General features: G+C 72.4%; 7 protein-coding genes. 2 read left to right on the forward strand and 5 right to left on the reverse strand.

What is annotated here, in order from left to right:
- Positions 1-3: 3 nt before the first annotated feature.
- The 4 genes from FB600_RS01480 to FB600_RS01495 form a co-directional block, all read right to left on the reverse strand.
- Complete coding sequence (locus FB600_RS01480) at positions 4-11,055, reverse strand: non-ribosomal peptide synthetase (protein ID WP_145756120.1); 11,052 nt, start codon at positions 11,053-11,055, stop codon at positions 4-6.
- A 116-nt stretch (positions 11,056-11,171) separates the two neighbouring features.
- Entirely contained in the window at positions 11,172-12,161 is a 990-nt protein-coding gene (locus tag FB600_RS01485) for a TauD/TfdA family dioxygenase (RefSeq protein ID WP_244119413.1), read from the reverse strand.
- Positions 12,158-12,967: a thioesterase II family protein gene (locus FB600_RS01490; protein WP_261383296.1), complete on the reverse strand. Its 810-nt coding sequence runs from the start codon at positions 12,965-12,967 to the stop codon at positions 12,158-12,160. Before FB600_RS01490 ends, FB600_RS01485 begins: the two co-directional genes overlap by 4 nt.
- Positions 12,968-12,979: 12 nt before the next feature.
- Positions 12,980-13,204, reverse strand: coding sequence for an MbtH family protein (locus FB600_RS01495; protein ID WP_013690465.1), 225 nt, complete (start codon positions 13,202-13,204; stop codon positions 12,980-12,982).
- 531 nt (positions 13,205-13,735) lie between these two features.
- Between FB600_RS01495 and FB600_RS01500 the strand changes: the two genes are divergently transcribed.
- Positions 13,736-14,569: a 4'-phosphopantetheinyl transferase family protein gene (locus tag FB600_RS01500; protein WP_145756123.1), complete on the forward strand. Its 834-nt coding sequence runs from the start codon at positions 13,736-13,738 to the stop codon at positions 14,567-14,569.
- 286 nt (positions 14,570-14,855) lie between these two features.
- Positions 14,856-15,614 carry a hypothetical protein gene (locus FB600_RS01505; RefSeq protein WP_105820838.1) on the forward strand — a complete coding sequence of 253 codons (759 nt, stop codon included), beginning with the start codon at positions 14,856-14,858 and terminating at the stop codon, positions 15,612-15,614.
- Between the two features lie 73 nt (positions 15,615-15,687).
- Here the strand turns inward: FB600_RS01505 and FB600_RS01510 are convergent, their stop codons facing one another.
- The gene (locus FB600_RS01510) at positions 15,688-17,844 is read right to left on the reverse strand and encodes a TonB-dependent receptor (protein ID WP_186068470.1); all 2,157 of its coding nucleotides are present in this window, start codon (positions 17,842-17,844) and stop codon (positions 15,688-15,690) included.
- Between the last annotated feature and the right edge of the window lie 31 nt (positions 17,845-17,875).

Genomic DNA, 17,875 nt, shown 5'->3' on the forward strand with positions numbered 1-17,875 from the left:
TGCTTACAGCGAATCGAGCAGCCCCTGCATCGCGTCGAGCGCCGAGCCGCCGCCGGCATCGCCCGCGCCGCCCTCGCGATCGAGCCGCGCCGCCAGATCGGCCGCGCGCGGATGCGCGAACAGCAGCGCCAGCTCGACCTGCCGGCCGAGCCGCTCGCCCAGCCGCGCGGCGACCCGCACGGCCGCCAGCGAATGGCCCCCCAGCCCGAAGAAGTCGTCGTCGATGCCGACCCGCGGCAGCGCCAGCACCTCGGCCCAGGTCTCGCAGACCAGCGCCTCGGTCGGCGTGCTGGGGGCCACGTAGCTATCCTCGTCATGCGCGGCGACCTCCGGCAGCGCGTTGCGATTGAGCTTGCCGTTCGAGGTCAGCGGCAGCGCCTCGAGCCGCACGATCTGCGCGGGCACCTGCTGCATCGGCAGTTGCTCGGCCAGTTGCGCGCGCAGGCCAGTGACATCGGCCTCGCCGGTCACGTAGGCCACCAGCCGCCGCGCGCTGCCCTCGCCGACGATCCGGCAGGCCGCGCCGCTCACGCCCTCGATGCCGCGCAGCGCCGCCTCGGTCGCGCCCAGCTCGATGCGAAAGCCGCGCAGCTTGACCTGCTGGTCGGCGCGGCCCAGGTATTCGAGCCGGCCGTCGCGGCGCACCCGGCACAGATCGCCGGTGCGATACAGGCGCGCGCCCGGCGCGCCGTGCGGATCGGGGATGAAGCGCTCGGCGCTCAGGCCCGGGCGGCCGAGATAGCCGCGCGCGAGGTTCGCGCCGCCGATGCAGAGCTCGCCGATGCCGTTGTCCGGTACCGGCTGGCCGCTCTCGTCGAGCACCTGCAGCGTGGTGTGCTCCAGCGGCGCGCCCAGCGTGATCGGCGCGCCGGCCTCGAGCCGCGCGGCGCTCGACCAGATGGTGGTCTCGGTCGGGCCGTACAGGTTCCACAGCGTCACGCCGCGCGCATGAAGCGCCTCGGCCAGGTCGGGCGGCAGCGCCTCGCCGCCGCTCAGCGCCGTGAAGCGCCCGCGCCGGCCCTGCCAGCCGCCGTCGAGCAGCACGCGCCAGCCCATCGGCGTGGCCTGCATGACGGTGGCGCCGCAGGTGTCGGCCAGCGCCGCCAGCTTCGGGCCGTCGACCACGGTCTCGCGCGTCGCCAGCTCGATGCGCGCGCCGCAGGCCAGCGGCAGGTACAGCTCCAGCGCAGCGATGTCGAAGGACAGCGTGGTGACCGCCAGCCAGACGTCGTCGGGGCTCAACGCCAGGCGCGAGCGCAGGCTGTCGAGGAAGCGCGCCAGCGCCCCGTGCGAGACGCCGACGCCCTTCGGCCGGCCGGTCGAGCCCGAGGTGTAGATCACGTAGGCGAGCCGGGCCGGATCGAGCGGCGGCAGGTCGAGCGCGGCCTGCGGATCGGCGTCGGCCGGCGACTGCGTGGCAGCCGCGTCGATCTCGATTTGCCGATGCGCCGTGCCGAGCGCGGCGAGCCGCTCGCGGCCGGCAGCGTCCACCAGGGTGCAGGCCAGCGCGGCGTCCTCGATCATGCCGGCCAGGTGCGCATCGGGATACGCCGGGTCGAGCGGCACATAGGCTGCGCCGGCCTTCAGCACCGCGAGCACGGCCACCAGCATCGCGCCGGAACGCGCGGTGCACACGCCCACCAGCGCCTCGGCGCCGATCCCCTCGGCGCGCAGCTTCAGCGCCAGGCGCCTGGCGCGCTCGTCGAGTTCGCGATAGCTCAGCGCCTCGCCCTCGCAGCGCAGCGCGATCGCCTCGGGCGAGCGGCGCGCCTGCGCTGCGATCCGTTCGTGCGCCGCCACGAAGGGCTGCGCCTCGAAGCTGCCGCGGCTCGCCACCGGCCGGGCCACCAGCGCCAGTTCGCGCAGGCGCGGGCCGCCGCCGACGCTGCCGGCCACGATCTGCCGCAGCAGCGCGCGGTAGTCGTCGAGCAGGCGCTCGACAGTCTCCCGATCGAACAGGTCGGTCGCGTAGCCGAAGGACAGCCCGATGCGCTCGCCCACCGACACGCCCAGCGTGAGGTCGAACTGCGCGGCGGTGCGCTGGCTGCCGAACGGGCTCAGGCGCAGCGTGTCGGCCACGCGCCGCTCGGTGGCGCCCTGCTGCACGTCGTAGTTGAACATCGCCTGGAACAGCGGCGTCTGGCTCGCCACGCGCTGCGGCTGCAGGGCGTCGACGATGCGCGCGAACGGCACGTCCTGGTTGGCCTGCGCGTCGAGCACGCGCTGCCGGACCTGGGCCAGCAGCGCCTCGAACGGCAGCGCGCCCGACAGCTCGGCACGAATCACCGCCGTGTTGACGAAGAAGCCGATCAGCGGCTCGATCTCGATCCGCTCGCGCCCGCCCAGCGGGATCCCGACGCGGATGTCGCGCTGCCCGCCGTAACGATGCAGCAGCGCGTGGAAGGCCGCCAGCAGGGTCATGAACAGCGTCGCGTCATGATGGCGCGCATAAGTCTGAAGGGCATCGGCCAGCGCCCGGTCCAGCTCCGCGCCGACCTGGCCTCCGAGGCCGTCGCGCCGGGCCGGCCGCGGCCGGTCGGCGGGCAGCTCCAGCACCGGCTGCTCGTCGCCGAGCGTGTCGCGCCAGTAGTCGAGCTGCGCCTCGAGCACGCCCGCGTCGAGCGATTCGTGCTGCCAGACCGCGTAGTCGGTGTACTGCACCGGCAGCGCGGGCGCATAGGCGCCGGCGTCGCCGCGCATGGCGGCCTCGTAGGCGGCGCTCAGTTCGTCGACCAGCAGGTTCATCGACCAGCCGTCGGTGGCGATGTGATGCAGCGTGAGCTGGAACACATGCGAGTCGCCGCCGACGCGCGCCAGCCGCGCGCGCAGCAAGGGCCCATGCCGCAGGTCGAACGGCATGGCGCCGCCCTCGCGCAGCCAGGCCGTGCAGGCCGGCGCTTCCGGCGAGGCGAAGCCCGCCTCCTCCCAGCCGGCGCGCAGCGTGTCGTCGATCACCAGCCAGGGCGCGCCCTGGCGTTCGTCGAAGCGCGCATGCAGCATCTCGTGGCGCGCCACCACCGCGTCGAGCGCGGCCCGCAGCAGGCGCGCGTCGAGCGCGCCGTCGATGCGCACCGCCAGCGACAGGTGATAGGCCGGGTTGTCCGGCGCCAGGCGCCAGAGGAACCACAGCCGGGTCTGGCCGTGGGTGGGCGGCGCCTCGCGGCGGCCGGTGCGACGCACCGGCGGCAGCACCCGCGCGCCCGGTGCCGCGCCGGCTTCCAGCCAGGCGGCCAGCGCCGCCAGCTCGGCATGGTCGAACAGCGCGCGCAGCGGCACCTCGCGGCCCAATGCGCGTTGCAGCCGCGCGGCCACCTGCAGCGCCAGCAGCGAATGGCCGCCGAGCGCGAAGAAATCGTCGCGGGCGCCGACCCGCTCGATGCCGAGCACGGCCTGCCAGATCTCGGCGACGGTCGCCTCCAGCGGCGTGGCGGGCGCCACGTAGCCGGCGCTCGCGGCGTCGAGCGCCGGCAGCGCGCGGCGGTCGAGCTTGCCGTTGGGCAGGGTCGGCAGCGCATCCAGCACGCCGATCGCCGAGGGCAGCATATGCGCGGGCAGGCGCTGCGCCAGCGCCTCGCGCAAGCGCGCCGGATCGGGCGCCGCGCCATTGCGCGCGGGCACCACGTAGGCCACCACGCGGCGCGCCTCGTCCTCGCCCTGCACCAGGGCCAGCGCCTCGGCCACCTCGGGCAGCGCCACCAGCGCGGCCTCGATCTCGCCGAGTTCGACCCGGAAGCCGCGTACCTTGACCTGCTGGTCGAGCCGGCCGACATAGGCGACGCCGCCATCGGGCAGCCAGCGGCATATATCGCCGGTGCGGTACAGGCGCGAGCCCGGCGCGCCGAGCGGATCGGGCACGAAGCGCTCGGCGCTCAGGCCCGGGCGGCCCACGTAGCCGCGCGCCAGCGTGTGGCCGCCGATGCAGAGCTCGCCCACGCCGAGCGGCGGCACCGGCTCGCCGTCGCGATCGAGGATCCGGTACAGGCGCGAGGCCGAGGGCCGGCCGATCGGCACCGCGAGGCTGTCGCGATGTGCATCCTCGACCGGCAGCACCGAGGACACCACGGCGGTTTCGGTCGGCCCGTAGGTATTGACCAGTTGCACCGCGCCGAGCGGGCCGTCCCGCCATTGCGCGACGGCCGTGCCGGGCAGCGCCTCGCCGCCGATCGTCATGCGGCGCAGCGCGAGGCCCGGCCGCGGCCGCGCCTGCCGCGCCCATTGCTTCCAGTAGCCGGTCGGCAGGTCGGCGAAGGTGACGGCGCGTTCGGCCAGCACGCGGTCGAATTCCTCGGTGCTCCATAGCGACGGCCCGCGCATCTCGACCGAGGCGCCGATCGCCAGCGCCGGGAACAGTTGCTCGACCGAGGCATCGAAATTGATGGTCGAGAACTGCAGCACGTGATCGTCGACGCGCAGGCCGTGGTCGGCGAGGAAATCGTCGATATGGCGGCTCAGGGCGCCGTGCGTGAGCGCCACGCCCTTCGGTCGGCCGGTGGAGCCCGAGGTCGAGATCACGTAGGCGAGCTGCTCGGGATGCGCCTCGCCGGCCGGATTGCCCTCGGCCAGCTCGGGCGCCGCCAGCAGCGGCCCGACTTGCAGCACGGTGCGGCCCGCCTGCGCCAGCCAGTCGGCGTGACGCGGCGCGGTAAGCGCGTCGGCCAGCACGATCGCGATGCCCACGTCCTCGCACAGCTCGCGCAGCCGCTCGCGCGGATAGTCGGGATCGAGCGGCACATAGGCGCCGCCGGCCTTGAGCACGCCGAGCAAGGCGGCCACCAGGGCCGGCGAACGCTCGACGCAGACGCCCACGCGCGACTCGGCGCCCACGCCGAGCGCGGCCAGGCGGTGCGCGATGCGGTTGGCGGCGCGATTGAGCGCGGCGTAGTCGATGGTCTCGTCGCCGCAGCGCACTGCCAGCGCATCGGGACGCGCGAGCGCGGCGGCCTCGAAGCGCGCGACCACGCCTCGATAGGGAGGCGCCCCGCCCGCCTCGCTCGTCCCCTGCGAAGCCGCCACGGCGCTGCCGGCCTCGCCGGCCGGCCCCGCGATGCGCAAGGCGGCCAGCGTCTCGACCCCGGGCCGCGCCAGTTGCGCCAGCACCGCCTGATAAGCCTCGGCCAAGGCGTCGATGCCGGCCTCGGCCAGGCGCGTCGCGTCCCAGCTCCATTCGAGGCCGATCCGCTCGCCGGGCAGGATGCCGAGCGTGAGCGGATAGTGGGTCTGCTCGAACGAGGTCGAGGCATCCACCGTCAGGCCCAGCGATCCATCGCGCAGCGACGGGTCGATCGGGTAGTTCTCGAACACCAGCAGCGAATCGAACAGCTCGCCGCCGTCCGCCCATCGACGCACCGAGGTCAGCGGCGTGTGCTCGACCTGGCGCAGCTCGACATTGCGCAACTGGATGGCGGCAAGCCAATCCTGCAGCGGCGCGTCGGCGGGCACCTCGATCCACATCGGCAGGCTGTTGATGAACACGCCCTGGATCGCGGCGGCGCCGGGCAGCTCCGAGGGACGGCCCGACACGGTCACGCCGAAGGCCGCCTGGCGGCGATCCGCGAGGCGCGCCAGCACGATCGCCCAGGCGCCCTGGATCAGCGTGTTGAGCGTGATGCCGCGACGGCGCGCGGTCTCGGCCAGCGCGGCCGACAGGTCCGCGTCGAGCCGGGCGTCGCGATGCCGGAAGCCCGGGCCGCCTTGCGCGAGATGCGCCTGCGCCTCGGCCGTCGAGAGCGAGGGCAGGCCGTCGAGCAGCAGCGCCGGCCGGTCCACCTGGGCGAGCCGCTCGCGCCACCAGTCGGCCGGCTCGGGCTGGCGCGCCAGCCAGTCGAGATAGGCGCCGAACGGCACCACCGGTTCGAGTTCGGGCGGCTTGCCCTGGCAGGCCGCCGCGTAGCTGCGCGTGAGTTCGCCGAGCAGTTGCGACTGGCTCCAGCCGTCGGACAGCGCGTGATGGTTGAGCCAGGCCAGGTCATGCGCGCCGTCGGGACGGCGGAACAGCGCGACGTGCATCAGCGGCGCGGCGTCGAGATCGATGCGCCGCGGCGCCTCCTCGTCGAACCAGCGCGCGAAGGCTTCCTCGTAGTCGGCGCGCTCGCGCCAGTCGTGCACCTCGAAGGGCAGCGGCACCGAGGCCTGCACGGCCTGCAGCATGGTGCCGCCGTGCGCGCGCACGAAGCGCGTGCGCAGCACCGGGTGCCGTTCGATCACGGTGCGCCAGGCCTCGCGCATCGCCTCGATGTCGACCGCGCCCGACAGGGTCAGGCGCTTGCGGTTCAGGTACGCGCCCGCCTCCATCAGGCTGTGGAACAGCAGGCCCTGTTGCAGCGGCGTGGCGGGATAAAGATCGTCGAGCGCGGTGCCGGCCAGGCCCAGTGCCTCGAAGCCGGCCTCGTCGAGCGCGGCGCGCGGGAAATCGGCCGCGGTGGCGCGCGGCGCGGCCTGCTCGCAATGCGCCACCAGGCTCGCGAGCTCGCGGCCGAAGGCGGCCACCAGGGCATGCTGGCGCTCGGGCGAGACCACCGCCGGATCGAAGCGCCAGGTGAAGGACAAGCGGCCCTCGACGATCAGGCCGTTCAGCTCGACCGGATAGACCAGGGTTTCGTCGGCCGGCTGCTGGCTGCCCGATTTCTCGCTCGCGAAGCCGAACGGGCCGTCCTCGGCGAGGCTGCCGTCGAACTGGCCGAGATAGTTGAAGCTGATGCGCGGCGCCGGCAGCGCGGCCAGCGCGTCGTGCACGGCGGCGTCGCCATAGCTGCGCAGCCAGCCCCAGGAGGCGCCGCCGTCGGGCAGCGCGCGCAGCCGCGCCTTGGCGCCGATCAGCGTCTGCGCGTCGTCGGCGAGCGCCGGCAGCCAGGCCGGGAAGCGCGTGGTGAACCAGCCGACCGTGCGGCTCGGATCGAGATCCTCGCGCGCCGGGCCGGCCAGGTGCTGGTACAGGTCGCGGCCATGGCCTTCGAGCGCGACCAGCGCGCCGCCGCCGCCGAAGATGCCCGCCACCGCGCGCGACAGCGCGGCCAGCAGCAGTTCGTCGATACCGAGCCGGTAGGCGCGCGGCGCGGCGCGGCGCAGCGCCTCGGTGTCCTCGCGTTCGAGCTTCCAGTCGATCAGGTCGCTGGTGGCGGCCGTGCCGGCCGGCGCCTCGAGCGGCGCCACCGCGTCGGCCAGCGCCGCCTGCCAGGCCGGCAAGGCGGCGGCGATGCGCGCCGGCGTGGCCGCCTCGCGCTGGGCCGCGGCCCACACGCTCCAGGGCAGCGCCGCGTCGAGCGCGATCGCGCGGCCGGCGACGGCCGCCTCGTAGGCGGCGGCCAGGTCGGCCAGCAGGATGCGCCAGGACACGCCGTCCACCACCAGGTGATGGATCACCAGCAGCAGGCGGCCTTCGACCGCGCCGCCGGCGAGCTCGGGCGCGCGGAACGCCACCGCCTTGACCAGCCGGCCCGCGAGAGGATCGAGCGAGCGCTGCGCTTCCTCGCCCGCCTGTTCCAGCGCGGCGGCCCAGCGTTCGCCGGCCGCGCGCAGGTCGATCGACTGCAGCGGCACGGCCGGCGCCTCGGCCAGCACACGCTGCTGCCAAAGGCCGTCGGCATCGCGCTCGAAGCGCAGCCGCAGCGCGTCGTGACGCGCGATCACGGCAGCCAGCGCGCGCTCGAAGGCCGGCAGGTCCAGTTCGCCGCGCACGCGCAGCAGGACCGATTGGTTCCAGTGCGCCTCGCCTTGCGGATAACGCGCGTGGAACCACGCTTGAATCGGAGTGAGCGGCAGCGGTTCGCGGATCTCGACCTGCTCGGCCTCGCCGTCGAGCGGCCGCATCACGGCCGCCAGGCGCGCCACGCTGGGCTGCTCGAACACCTGGCGCGGGCTCAGCAGCCAGCCTTGCGCGCGGGCCTTGGCGATCAGTTGCAGGCTCAGGATCGAATCGCCGCCGACCGCGAAGAAATCGTCGTCGATGCCGAGATCCTCGCGCTTGAGCACGGCCTGCCACCAGCTCAGCAGCAGGCGCTCGGCCTCGTTGCGCGGCTCGGCGCGCGAGCCCTCGGCCGGCGCGATCTCGACGGCCGGCAGCGCGGCGCGATCGACCTTGCCGTTCTGCATCAAGGGCATGCGCGCGAGCACGGCGATCGCGGCCGGCACCATGTGGGCCGGCAGTTGCCGGGCCAGCGCGCGCTGCAGTTCGGGGCCGTCGAGCGCGACGCCCGCCGCGCCGACCACGTAGGCGACCAGGCGCGCCACGCCGCGCTCGCTGGCCAGCACCACCACCGCCTCGGCCACGCCGGGCAGGCGCCGCAGCGCCGCCTCGATCTCGCCGGGCTCGATGCGGAAGCCGCGCAGCTTGATCTGCTGGTCCAGGCGGCCGAGGAAATCGATCGCGCCGTCGGCGCGGCGGCGGCACAGGTCGCCGCTGCGATACAGGCGCGAGCCCGGCGCGCCGAGCGGATCGGGCACGAAACGGTCGGCCGTCAGCGAGGGGCGATCGAGATAACCGCGCGCCAGCGTGTGGCCGCCGATGCACAGCTCGCCGAGCGCGCCGATGGGCGCCTCGTTGCCGTCGCGGTCCAGCACGCGCGCGGTGCGCGAGGCATAGGGCACGCCGATCGAGACGATCGCCTGCGAGGCATCCTCGGGCGTGGTGGCGCGGTACATGCAGGCCACCGTGGTTTCGGTCGGGCCATACAGGTTGGCCAGGCCGATGCGGCCCAGCGGGCCGCGCTGCCATTGCGCCAGCGCGTCGCCGGGCAGGCCCTCGCCGCCCACCGTGATCTGCCGCAGCGCGGCCAGCGCCTCGGGCGGCGGCGGCGTGCGCAGCCACTGCTGCCAGTAGGCGGTCGGCAGGCGCGAGAAGGTCACGCGCGCGTCGATCAGGTGGCGGCTGGTGGTGTCGATGTCCCAGGCCTCGGGGCCGCGCATCTCGATCCGGCCGCCCTGCAGCAGGGCCGGCAGCATCTCGTGCAGCGCGACGTCGAAATTGATGGTGGAGGACTGCAGCTGCGTGTCGGCCGCGCTGATCGCGTGCGCGGCGATGAAGTCGTCGAGGTGGGCGGCGAAGGCGCCGTGCGAGATCGCCACGCCCTTCGGGCGGCCGGTCGAGCCGGAGGTGTAGATCACGTAGGCGAGCTGGTCGGGATGCGGGTCCGCAGGCGTCGAACCGGCGTGATCGCTTTCGGCCTCGGCGGCAGCCAGCGCGCCGACGTCGATCGCCACGCGCCCGGCGAACAGCTCGCCGCAGCGCGCCTGCGCGTCGGCATCGGTCAGCACCACCTTCACGCCCGCGTCGTCGAGCATCATCGCCAGGCGCTCGGCCGGATAGGCCGGGTCGAGCGGCACGAAGGCGCCCGGCGAGCGCAGCGTGCCGAGCAGCGCCGCGACCATGCCGAGCGAGCGCGTCATGCAGATGCCGACGCGTTCATCGGGACCCACGCCGGCGGCGGCCAGCGCACGCGCCACGCGCGCGGCATGGCCGTCGAGCTGCGCGTAGGTGGCGTGCTGCCCCTCGCAATGCGCGGCCGGCGACGCCGCGTGCCGCGCGGCGCTGGCCGCGAAGCGCGCCGGCACCGAGCGATACGGCTTGGCCGGCACGCGCGCCTGCTCGGGCGCGGCCGCGCCGAGCGCGCCGAGCGGCTGGTCCGGCGCGTCGAGCACGGCCTCGAGCAGCAGCACGTAATGGTCGAGCATGGCCTCCATGGTGGCGCGCTCGAACACGTCCTCGGCATAGGTCAGCGCGACCTCGAAACCGCCGGCGCGCTCGCGGGCGTCGAGCACCAGGTCGAAACGCGCGGTCTGGGTGCCGATCTCGTGGGTCGACACCTCCAGCCCCGGCAGGCGGATCGGGCCACCATCCTCGCCGAGGTAGTTGAACATGGCCTGGAACAGCGGCGTATGGCCGAAGCTGCGCTGCGGCTGCAGCGCGTCGACCAGCTTGGTGAACGGCAGGTCGGCATGCGCATGCGCTTCCAGCACGCGCTCGCGCACCTGCTCGAGCAGGGCCGCGAAGCTCGGCACCCCCGCCAGCTCGGCGCGGATCACCAGCGTGTTGACGAAGAAACCGATGGTGCGCGCCACCTCGGGCCGGTCGCGGCCCGCCACCGGCACCCCGACGCGGATGTCCTGCTGGCCGCTGTAGCGGGCCAGCAGCAGCTCGTAGACGGCCAGCAGGGTCATGAAGGGGGTCGCGTCGGCGGCCGTGGAGACACGCATCAGCGCCGCGTGCAGCCCGGGCGCGAGCACCCGCGCGATGCGCGCGCCGGCGCCGCTGCGCAGCCCGGCGCGGGTGCGTGCCTTGGGCAGCTCCAGCACCGGATGGTCCTGGCCGAGCCGCTCGCGCCAGTAGTCGAGCTGGCGCGCGAGCGCGCCGTCGTCGAGCCATTCGCGCTGCCAGAGCGCGTAGTCGCCGTACTGGATCCCGGCCGTCGAAGACGGCGCCGCATTCGCGCCGTCGCCCTTGCCGCTCGCCTCGCCGAGGCAGGCCGCATAGGCCGTCGCGATCTCGCCGACGAACACGCCGATCGACAAGCCGTCCGAGACGATGTGATGAAGCGCGACATGCAGCACGTGATCGTCGGCGCCGAGCGAGACCAGCGTGACGCGCAGCAACGGCCCGCGCTCGAGATCGAAGGGCGCGGCCGAGCGGCTGGCCAGCAGCAGGTCGAGCGCGGGGCCCTCGCCTTCGGCCGTCACGGTTTCCCAGCCGAATTCGCCGGCCATGGTGGTCTGGTACGGGATGCCGTCGACTTCGTCGAAGCGCTGGCGCAGGCTCTCGTGCGCTTGCACCACGCGCGCCAGCGCGGCGCGCAGCGCGCCGATCTCGAGCCGGCCGCGCAGGCGCACCGCGCCCGTCACGTTGTAGGCGGCGCTGGCCGGATCGAGGCGCCACAGGAACCACAGCCGCTCCTGCGCATGCGACAGCGGGAAACGCCGCTCGGCGCCGGGGAACGGCACGATCGGCAGGCGCGCGGCGTCGATGCCGCGCTCGCGCAGGCGGCCGCGGAACACGGCGCGCTTCTCGGGCGGCAGGGCGACATAGGCCGTCGAGATCGACAGCAGATCGTTCGACACTTCGCTCACGGATTCACTCTTCAGGTTCGGTTTCGGAACGGCCGACGGCCGCCTGGCAGCTGCTGCCGGCGGCCGGGCCGAGGCGCGTCGCGCGCGGGCGGCGCGCGGCGCGGGGCGGGCTCGCTTCAGCGCGTCATCGCCACCAGCACGCGGCGCTTGCCGGCGAAGGGCGCGCGGCCATGCGACATCAGCAGGTTGTCGAGCAGCAGGATGTCGCCCGCCTGCCACGGGAACGACAGCATGGTGTCGCGATAGACGGCGCGGACCTCGTCGAGGATCGCGTCGTCGATCGGCGTGCCGTCGCCGAAATAGGTATTGCGCGGCAGGCGCTCGGGCTCGACCACTTCGAGCATGGCCTCGCGCACGCCTTCCGGCAGGTTGGTCACGTGGAACAGGTGGGCCTGGTTGAACCAGACCGTCTCGCCGGTGGCGGGATGGACCAGCTCCGACTGGCAGACCTGGCGCGTGCGCAACGCCTCGCCGTCGTCGAGCCATTCCCAGGCGATCCGGTTGGCCGCGCAGTAGCGCTCCACCTCGGCGCGATCCTCGGTGCCGAACACCTGCTGCCACGGCAGGTCGAGGCCGTTGCCGTAGTTGCGCACGTACATCACGCCGTGCTCGGCGAAGCGGCGGCGCAGCGCCGGGTCGATGCGCTGGTACACCAGCCGGCTGTCGGCCACCGGCGTGGCGCCGCCCTGCTCGGCCGCGATCTCGCAATAGAAGCCGATCGAGCCGGGCCACTTGAGCGTGTAGGACTGCTCGTTGTGCTGGTCGATCCACTGGCTGGCCGGATATTCGGTCGAGGAGAACACGCCCTTGTCGACGCGGCTGCGCGGCGTCGAGCCGAATTCGTATTCGTGGATCGGTTCGCCGAAACGGCCGGCGAAGGCCTCGAAGCCGGCCGGCCCGACCGGCGCGAAGCCGCGCACCAGCACGCCGCCGTAGCGCGTCTTCTCGCGCGCGGCCAGCTCGGCCAGCGCCTCGGCGGCGCTCGCCAGCGCGGGTGCCGCGGCCGCCTCGCCGCCGGCCTCGGCCGGGCTCAGCACCAGCACGCGCGTGCCGTTCTGTTCGAGTTCGCGGGTATCGAGCGCCAGCGCCGGGCGCGTCGTCGTCATTGCGTCCATCCTGCCTCCGTCGGCAAGGCAGCCGGCGCCGCCGGCCGCGCCAGCGCGCGGCCGAGCGATTCGGCGACGCGCTCGAGCAGGGCCGGCAGCTCGGCTTCGAGATAGAAATGGCCGCCGGCGAAGGCGTGGAAGCCGCATTCGCCGCGCGTCGTGTCGCGCCAGCGCGCGACTTTGTCGGGGTCCGCGGTGGCGCTGTCGTCGCGGCCGGTAAACACCGTCACCGGGCAGTCGAGCGGCGCGCGGCCGGCATCGGCCGGGAACGCGGCGGGATAGATGCCGCACAGATGGAAATCGGCGCGCAAGGTGGGCAACAGCAGCTCGATGAAGTCGCGATCGCGCAGCAGCGTCTCGGGCGTGCCGCCGAGCGCGCGCAGCTTGTCGACCATCTGCTCGTGCGAGCAGGTAAGCCAGTGGGTTTCGTGCTTGCGCCGCGACGGCGCGACCGAGGCGGAAGCGCCGAGCCAGAGCGGCAGCTCGGCCCCGCGCTCGCGCAGCGCATGGATCAGCTCATGGGCGACCAGCGAGCCCATGCTGTGGCCGAACAGGGCGTAAGGCCGGCTGCGATCGCGGCGCGCCAGCAATTCGGCGCCCAGCACGTCGAGCAGGCTGGGCCAGTCGCTCAGCACCGGCAGCGCGCGGCGCAGGCCGTGGCCGGGCAGCTCCAGCGCGATGAGCTCGACGCCGCGCGGCAGCGCTTGCGGCCAGCGCCGGTACAGCGAGGCGGCGCCGCCCGCGTGGGCGAAACAGAACAGTTGCACGGGCGGCAAGGCCGCCGGCAGGCCGGCGTGGACCGACATCGCCGACATCGATCAGTTCGCCGCGCGCTTGGCGTCGTCGTCCATCGCGCGACGCAGGCTCGCCGGGCGCATGTCGGTCCAGACCTCGTCGATCCAGGCCAGGCACTCGGCCTTCTTGCCCGACTTGCCGGCCTCGCGCCAGCCGGCGGGAATCGCCTTGTATTCCGGCCAGATCGAGTACTGTTCCTCGTCGTTCACGACCACATGAAACGTCGTATCGTCATCGCCCCAGCTCATCGCTTGCTCCGTTCGACCGGCTTGCCGGCCAGTGAAAGATTGAATAAACGAATCTCATTTACACACCTCGGTGTGACGTGGCCCATTACGTCGAGCGAATCGAGGCGGCGTCGCCGGCCCCTGGGGCCGCCGCGAAGCTTCTCGTCCCGCAAATGAGAATCATTGGCATTTGGTTGCGTACTCTGACGGCCGCGCCCCGCCTTGTCAAGTGACTTCGCGCTTTGGCGAGGGACTTTTCGCCCGCCCGGCGGCCGTTTGGCGGATTTTCATCGATTCGAAACAGAATCCTGTTCGAGGCATCCCCGGCCCGATCCGGAGGCGTTCCGCGCAGATTCTTGCGTGCAGGTTGATGGTTACAATCTGCAAATGAGAACCATTTGCATTAATTTTCAAACTGTCGGAACATAGCGCCACTTCAAGACAGAACCAGAGAGAGCCGAACACCATGCATGCCGAGATCCGACCGCATGCCGCCGCGCCAGTGTCCGTCCCGAGGGCCGTGCGCGCCAACCCGGCCCGGGAGCGGCGCGGATGAGCGCTCGCCTGCCGCCCGCCACGGCCGACGAGGGCAAGGCCGACGAGGGCGCCCTGCCCGAGCGCGCCATCCAGCTCGCCGCCGATGTCACCTTCAGCGCCCATGCCCTCGCCGAGCAGCCGCCGTTCTGCGCGCAGCCGCTGCGCGACGGCGAGCTGCGCCTGTGGCTGCTGCGCCCCGAATGGCAGTTGCTGTCGAAGGAGGATGCCTTCGCGCGGCTCTCGCCGTTCGAGCGCAAGCGCGCCAAGTGCTTTCCGCAGCCGGCCATCGGCAAGCGTTTCGCGGTCGGGCGCGCGGTGCTGCGCGGCATCCTCGGCGGCATGCTCGGGGTGGCGCCGCAGGCGCTGGAGCTGGCCGACCACGAAAGCGGGCGCGTCACGCTCGACTCGCCCGCCACGGCCGAGCCGCTGGAGATCGCCGTCGCCTATGCCGGCATCTGGATCCTGATCGGCGTGAGCACGCAGCCGCTCGGCCTGGCCACCGCGTTCTCGGTCGGCGAGGCGGTCGACCGGGACGAGCAGCATCGCATCCGGCTGGCCAGCGTCGCGCATGCCGCCGGCACGCTGTCGGCGGCCGGTTATCTGTCGCAGCCGCTGGAGGAACATGCGCATCGCGTGCATACGCACGATGCCGGCAGCTGGCGCGTGCTCGACCTGCCGATGCCGGGCCGTCAATGCGTGGCCGCGCTGGCCGCGCGCGAGATGCGCGAGGTGCAGGCGAGCGGCTGGAACACGTCGGTGAAGCTGCCGCCTTCGGCGCCGGCGGTATCGGACACGCGCGCCGCCCGGCACGCGCGCGATGTCGAGGCAGGCAGCGGGCGCGGTTTCTGAAGCGCCGTCGCGCAACCATGCGCGACGATGCGCGACGATGCGCGATCCTGCGCGCCGCCGCGCATCCGCCGCTCACGCCTTCGCATCGAAAGCCGCTTTCCATCGTTCACAAACTTACTGTCCGGCGCCTGCCACGCGGGCCGCGACGACGTTGCCACGCCCGGGGCGCGTCGATATATTACGCACCACGCCTCGCGCGACGACGCATCGCGCAGCAGGCCCGAGGACGCGATTCGCGGCAGGCCGGCCGTCTCGCGCCCCTTCATCCGAATCAGACGGTGGATCGATGACGTCACGCAAGAATCGCTTCCTGGTGTACCTGCTCGCCGCCCTGCTCGGCGTGATCGCGGTGCGCGTGGTGCAGCACATCCGCGGCGAGCCCGACGGCTCGACACCGCCCGTCACGGCGAACGGCAAGCAGGAAGACAGCGCCGAGGAGGAGGACAACCCCTTCGCCGAGAACGTGCCGGCCCACGACGCCTACGACAGCTTCATGGAGAAGCTCGGCGACGATCCGAAGTTCAAGCTGCTGCTGGCCGGCGACAAGCAGGGCAGCGGCCGCGAGAAGGGTTTCGGCCTCGCCCAGGATGGCCTGCCGCGCCTGACCGACGCGCAGCTCGAACAGCGTCTGGTGCTGATGTCGAAGGTGGTGGGCGGGATGCCCGACGGCGATTGCCAGGCCCTGTCGCGGCCCACCGTGAACACCGCCGACAAGCAGCGCATGCTCGACGACGCGATCGCGCGTTTCAACGAAGCCGACGCGACGGCCTGGTTCGATTTCTCGCTGGCCTCGGCCAAGGCCGTGCTCGACAACACGCCGATCGCGCAGCCCGATCGCGCGGCGGTGACGGTCGCCCTGCAGAAGATCGTGCAGCAGGTGCCGCAGGCGGACCGCCAGAAATTCCTCGACGCCACCAGCAAGCCGGCCACCGCCACGCCGGCCGATACCTGCTGGGCGATGCGCACGCTGTATCGCAATGCCGCCGCGCTGGGCGAGCCGGACAAGGCGGCCATCGCGCGGGGGCTGGTGGTGGCGGTGAACTGAACGCCCGCTGCGCGAGGCCGGCGCGTTCGATGCGGCGCCCGCCTCGCGACTTCTCCCGCCTCCGTCCCGCCGCTCAGTAATCCAGCTCCAACGAAGCCATGAACACCCGCGGCATCCCCAGATACGCCGTGTTCGCCCCCGGGCTGCCGACGATGTTCCCATCGGCCACCGACGCGTAGTAATCCTTGTTGGTCAGGTTCACGACCTGGAAGCGCAGCGTGTCGTGGTGCCCCCAGAAGCGATCCGAATACCGCAGCCCGAGGTCGAAGGTGGCGTAACCGGCCGCGAACGAATTATTGGTATTGGTGGCCGCGCGGCGCGACTCGACATGCACCGCACCGGTCAGCGCCAGCCCGTGCGCGAAGGCCGGGTGGAAGTCGGCCGCCAGATCCGCCTTCAGCTTCGGCACGCCCACCACCAGTTGGTCGTTGGTCGAGGGCACGCCGGTATCGAGCAGCTTCGCGTCGATGTAGGTCACCCCGCCGAACACGCTCAGGCTCGGTAGCGCATCGCCCTGCGCGAACAGCTCGACGCCGGTATTGCGCTGCGAGCCGATCACCGAGAACAGATTGTCCGCCGCGCCGGTGCTGGCCAGCGGCCGCGTCATGCGGAACGCCGCCAGCGACAGCAGCAGGCTGTCGGACACCGCGTACTTGGCGCCGATCTCGATCTGGTGATCGCGATACGGCGACATGAACTGGTTCGCGTTGGCGGTGCCGGCCGGCGCCTGCTCGCCCTCCTCCACGCTGTCGGACCAGCTCGCGTAGGTGGTCAGCGAATTCAGCGGCGTGTAGATCAGGCTCACGGTCGGGCTCAGCAGCGCATCGCGTGAATCGGCGCTGCTGGTCTTGCCGGCCGCGTTGTAGCTGCGCTGGTCGATGAACGAGGTGCCGAGCACGCCCTGCACGGCCCATTGGCGGTTCAGGTGCAGCGTGTCGCCCACCACGATGGTCTGCTCGGTCAGCGTCGCGGAGCGATACTGCCCGCCGTTGCCGGGCACGGGCGGCAAGGCGAACACCGCGGGATTGGCCAGGTTCGCGCTGCCCAGCGGCGTGGCGATCGAATTGCGGTACGAATACTGGCCGTTGACGAAGCCATTGGTTCCCAGCGTCAGGTCGTTCTCCATGCCGAGCACGCTGAAACGGCCGTTCAGCGACAGCAGGTTGCTGGCGATCGAGAAATGCGGCACCGCGTTGAAGTTCCGCGTGACCTTGTAGTCGCCGCTGTCGTCGACCAGGTTGTTGGTGATGCCGTACAGGCCACGCTCGGCGTTCTGGTAGAGGAAGCCGACCTCGAGGCTCCAGTCGTCGTTGAACGCGTGCCGGAGCTTGATCGAGGCGGTATGGGTGGTCAGGTCGGTGCCGGCGCCGGGCTGGCCGTAGCCGAGCCGTGTCGGGTCGACGGCGGGCGGCAGCAGCGTGCTGCGCCCGCTGTCGTAGGTGATGCTGCCGGGCAAGCCGGTGATGCGCGTCGAGTAATGGCTGACATCAGTCTCGACGACGGTGCGGCTGTCGAGGTGGAAATCGAAGGCGGCGCTCAGCAAGCTGCGGTTGCTGCTGCTGCCGGGCGCCCAGCTGCCGCCCTCGCCATGCACCAGGTTGAAACGATAGCCGATCGCGCCGGCCGGCCCGACGCGCCCGCCGGCATCGAGGCTCTCGGTGAATTCGCTGTCCGAATCGTAGCCCTCGGTGAAGCGCAGCAGGGGCTTGTCGGTCGGCCGCTTGGTCTGGTAGTCGAACACGCCGGCGGGCGTGGCGGGCCCGTACAAGGAACCGGCCATGCCGTTGAGCACCTGCACGCTGTCCAGGTTCTCGGCGGCGATCGCGGTGGTGCCGATCACGTTGAAGCCGTTCAGGCGCGTGTTCTGCACGATGCTGCCCTGGAAGCCGCGCGACTGCGGGCGCGACACCTCGTAACCCTGCTGGTTGCGGATCTCGACCGAGGGCAGGTAGCGCAGCGTGTCGTTCACGGTACGCGCCTGCTGGTTGACGATCAGGTCCCGCGGCACCACCGTGACCGACATCGCGGTATCGCGCAGCGACACCGTGCCGAACGGCCCCAGCCGGACCTGCTCGGTGTCGTACCGCGGCACCGAGGCGAACCCGCCGAGCGGCGCCGGCGCGCTGACGCTGATCTCGGGCAAGGCGGCGGCCTCGGGCGTGGACGCGGCGTAGCTACCGGCCGAGACCGCGAACACCGCGGGCCCGATCAGCCAGTCCTTTCTTTTCATTGCGGGGGTTCCTGCGAACGGAAATGCGAAG

Source organism: Burkholderia sp. SJZ089, from assembly GCF_007828315.1.
Classification (GTDB): domain Bacteria; phylum Pseudomonadota; class Gammaproteobacteria; order Burkholderiales; family Burkholderiaceae; genus Burkholderia; species Burkholderia gladioli.

Coding starts and splice junctions, on each gene's coding strand:
- FB600_RS01485 (WP_244119413.1), bottom strand. CDS start 12,161: ATGACGACGACGCGCCCGGCGCTGGCGCTCGATACCCGCGAACTCGAA.
- FB600_RS01490 (WP_261383296.1), bottom strand. CDS start 12,967: ATGTCGGTCCACGCCGGCCTGCCGGCGGCCTTGCCGCCCGTGCAACTG.
- FB600_RS01495 (WP_013690465.1), bottom strand. CDS start 13,204: ATGAGCTGGGGCGATGACGATACGACGTTTCATGTGGTCGTGAACGAC.
- FB600_RS01500 (WP_145756123.1), top strand. CDS start 13,736: ATGAGCGCTCGCCTGCCGCCCGCCACGGCCGACGAGGGCAAGGCCGAC.
- FB600_RS01505 (WP_105820838.1), top strand. CDS start 14,856: ATGACGTCACGCAAGAATCGCTTCCTGGTGTACCTGCTCGCCGCCCTG.
- FB600_RS01510 (WP_186068470.1), bottom strand. CDS start 17,844: ATGAAAAGAAAGGACTGGCTGATCGGGCCCGCGGTGTTCGCGGTCTCG.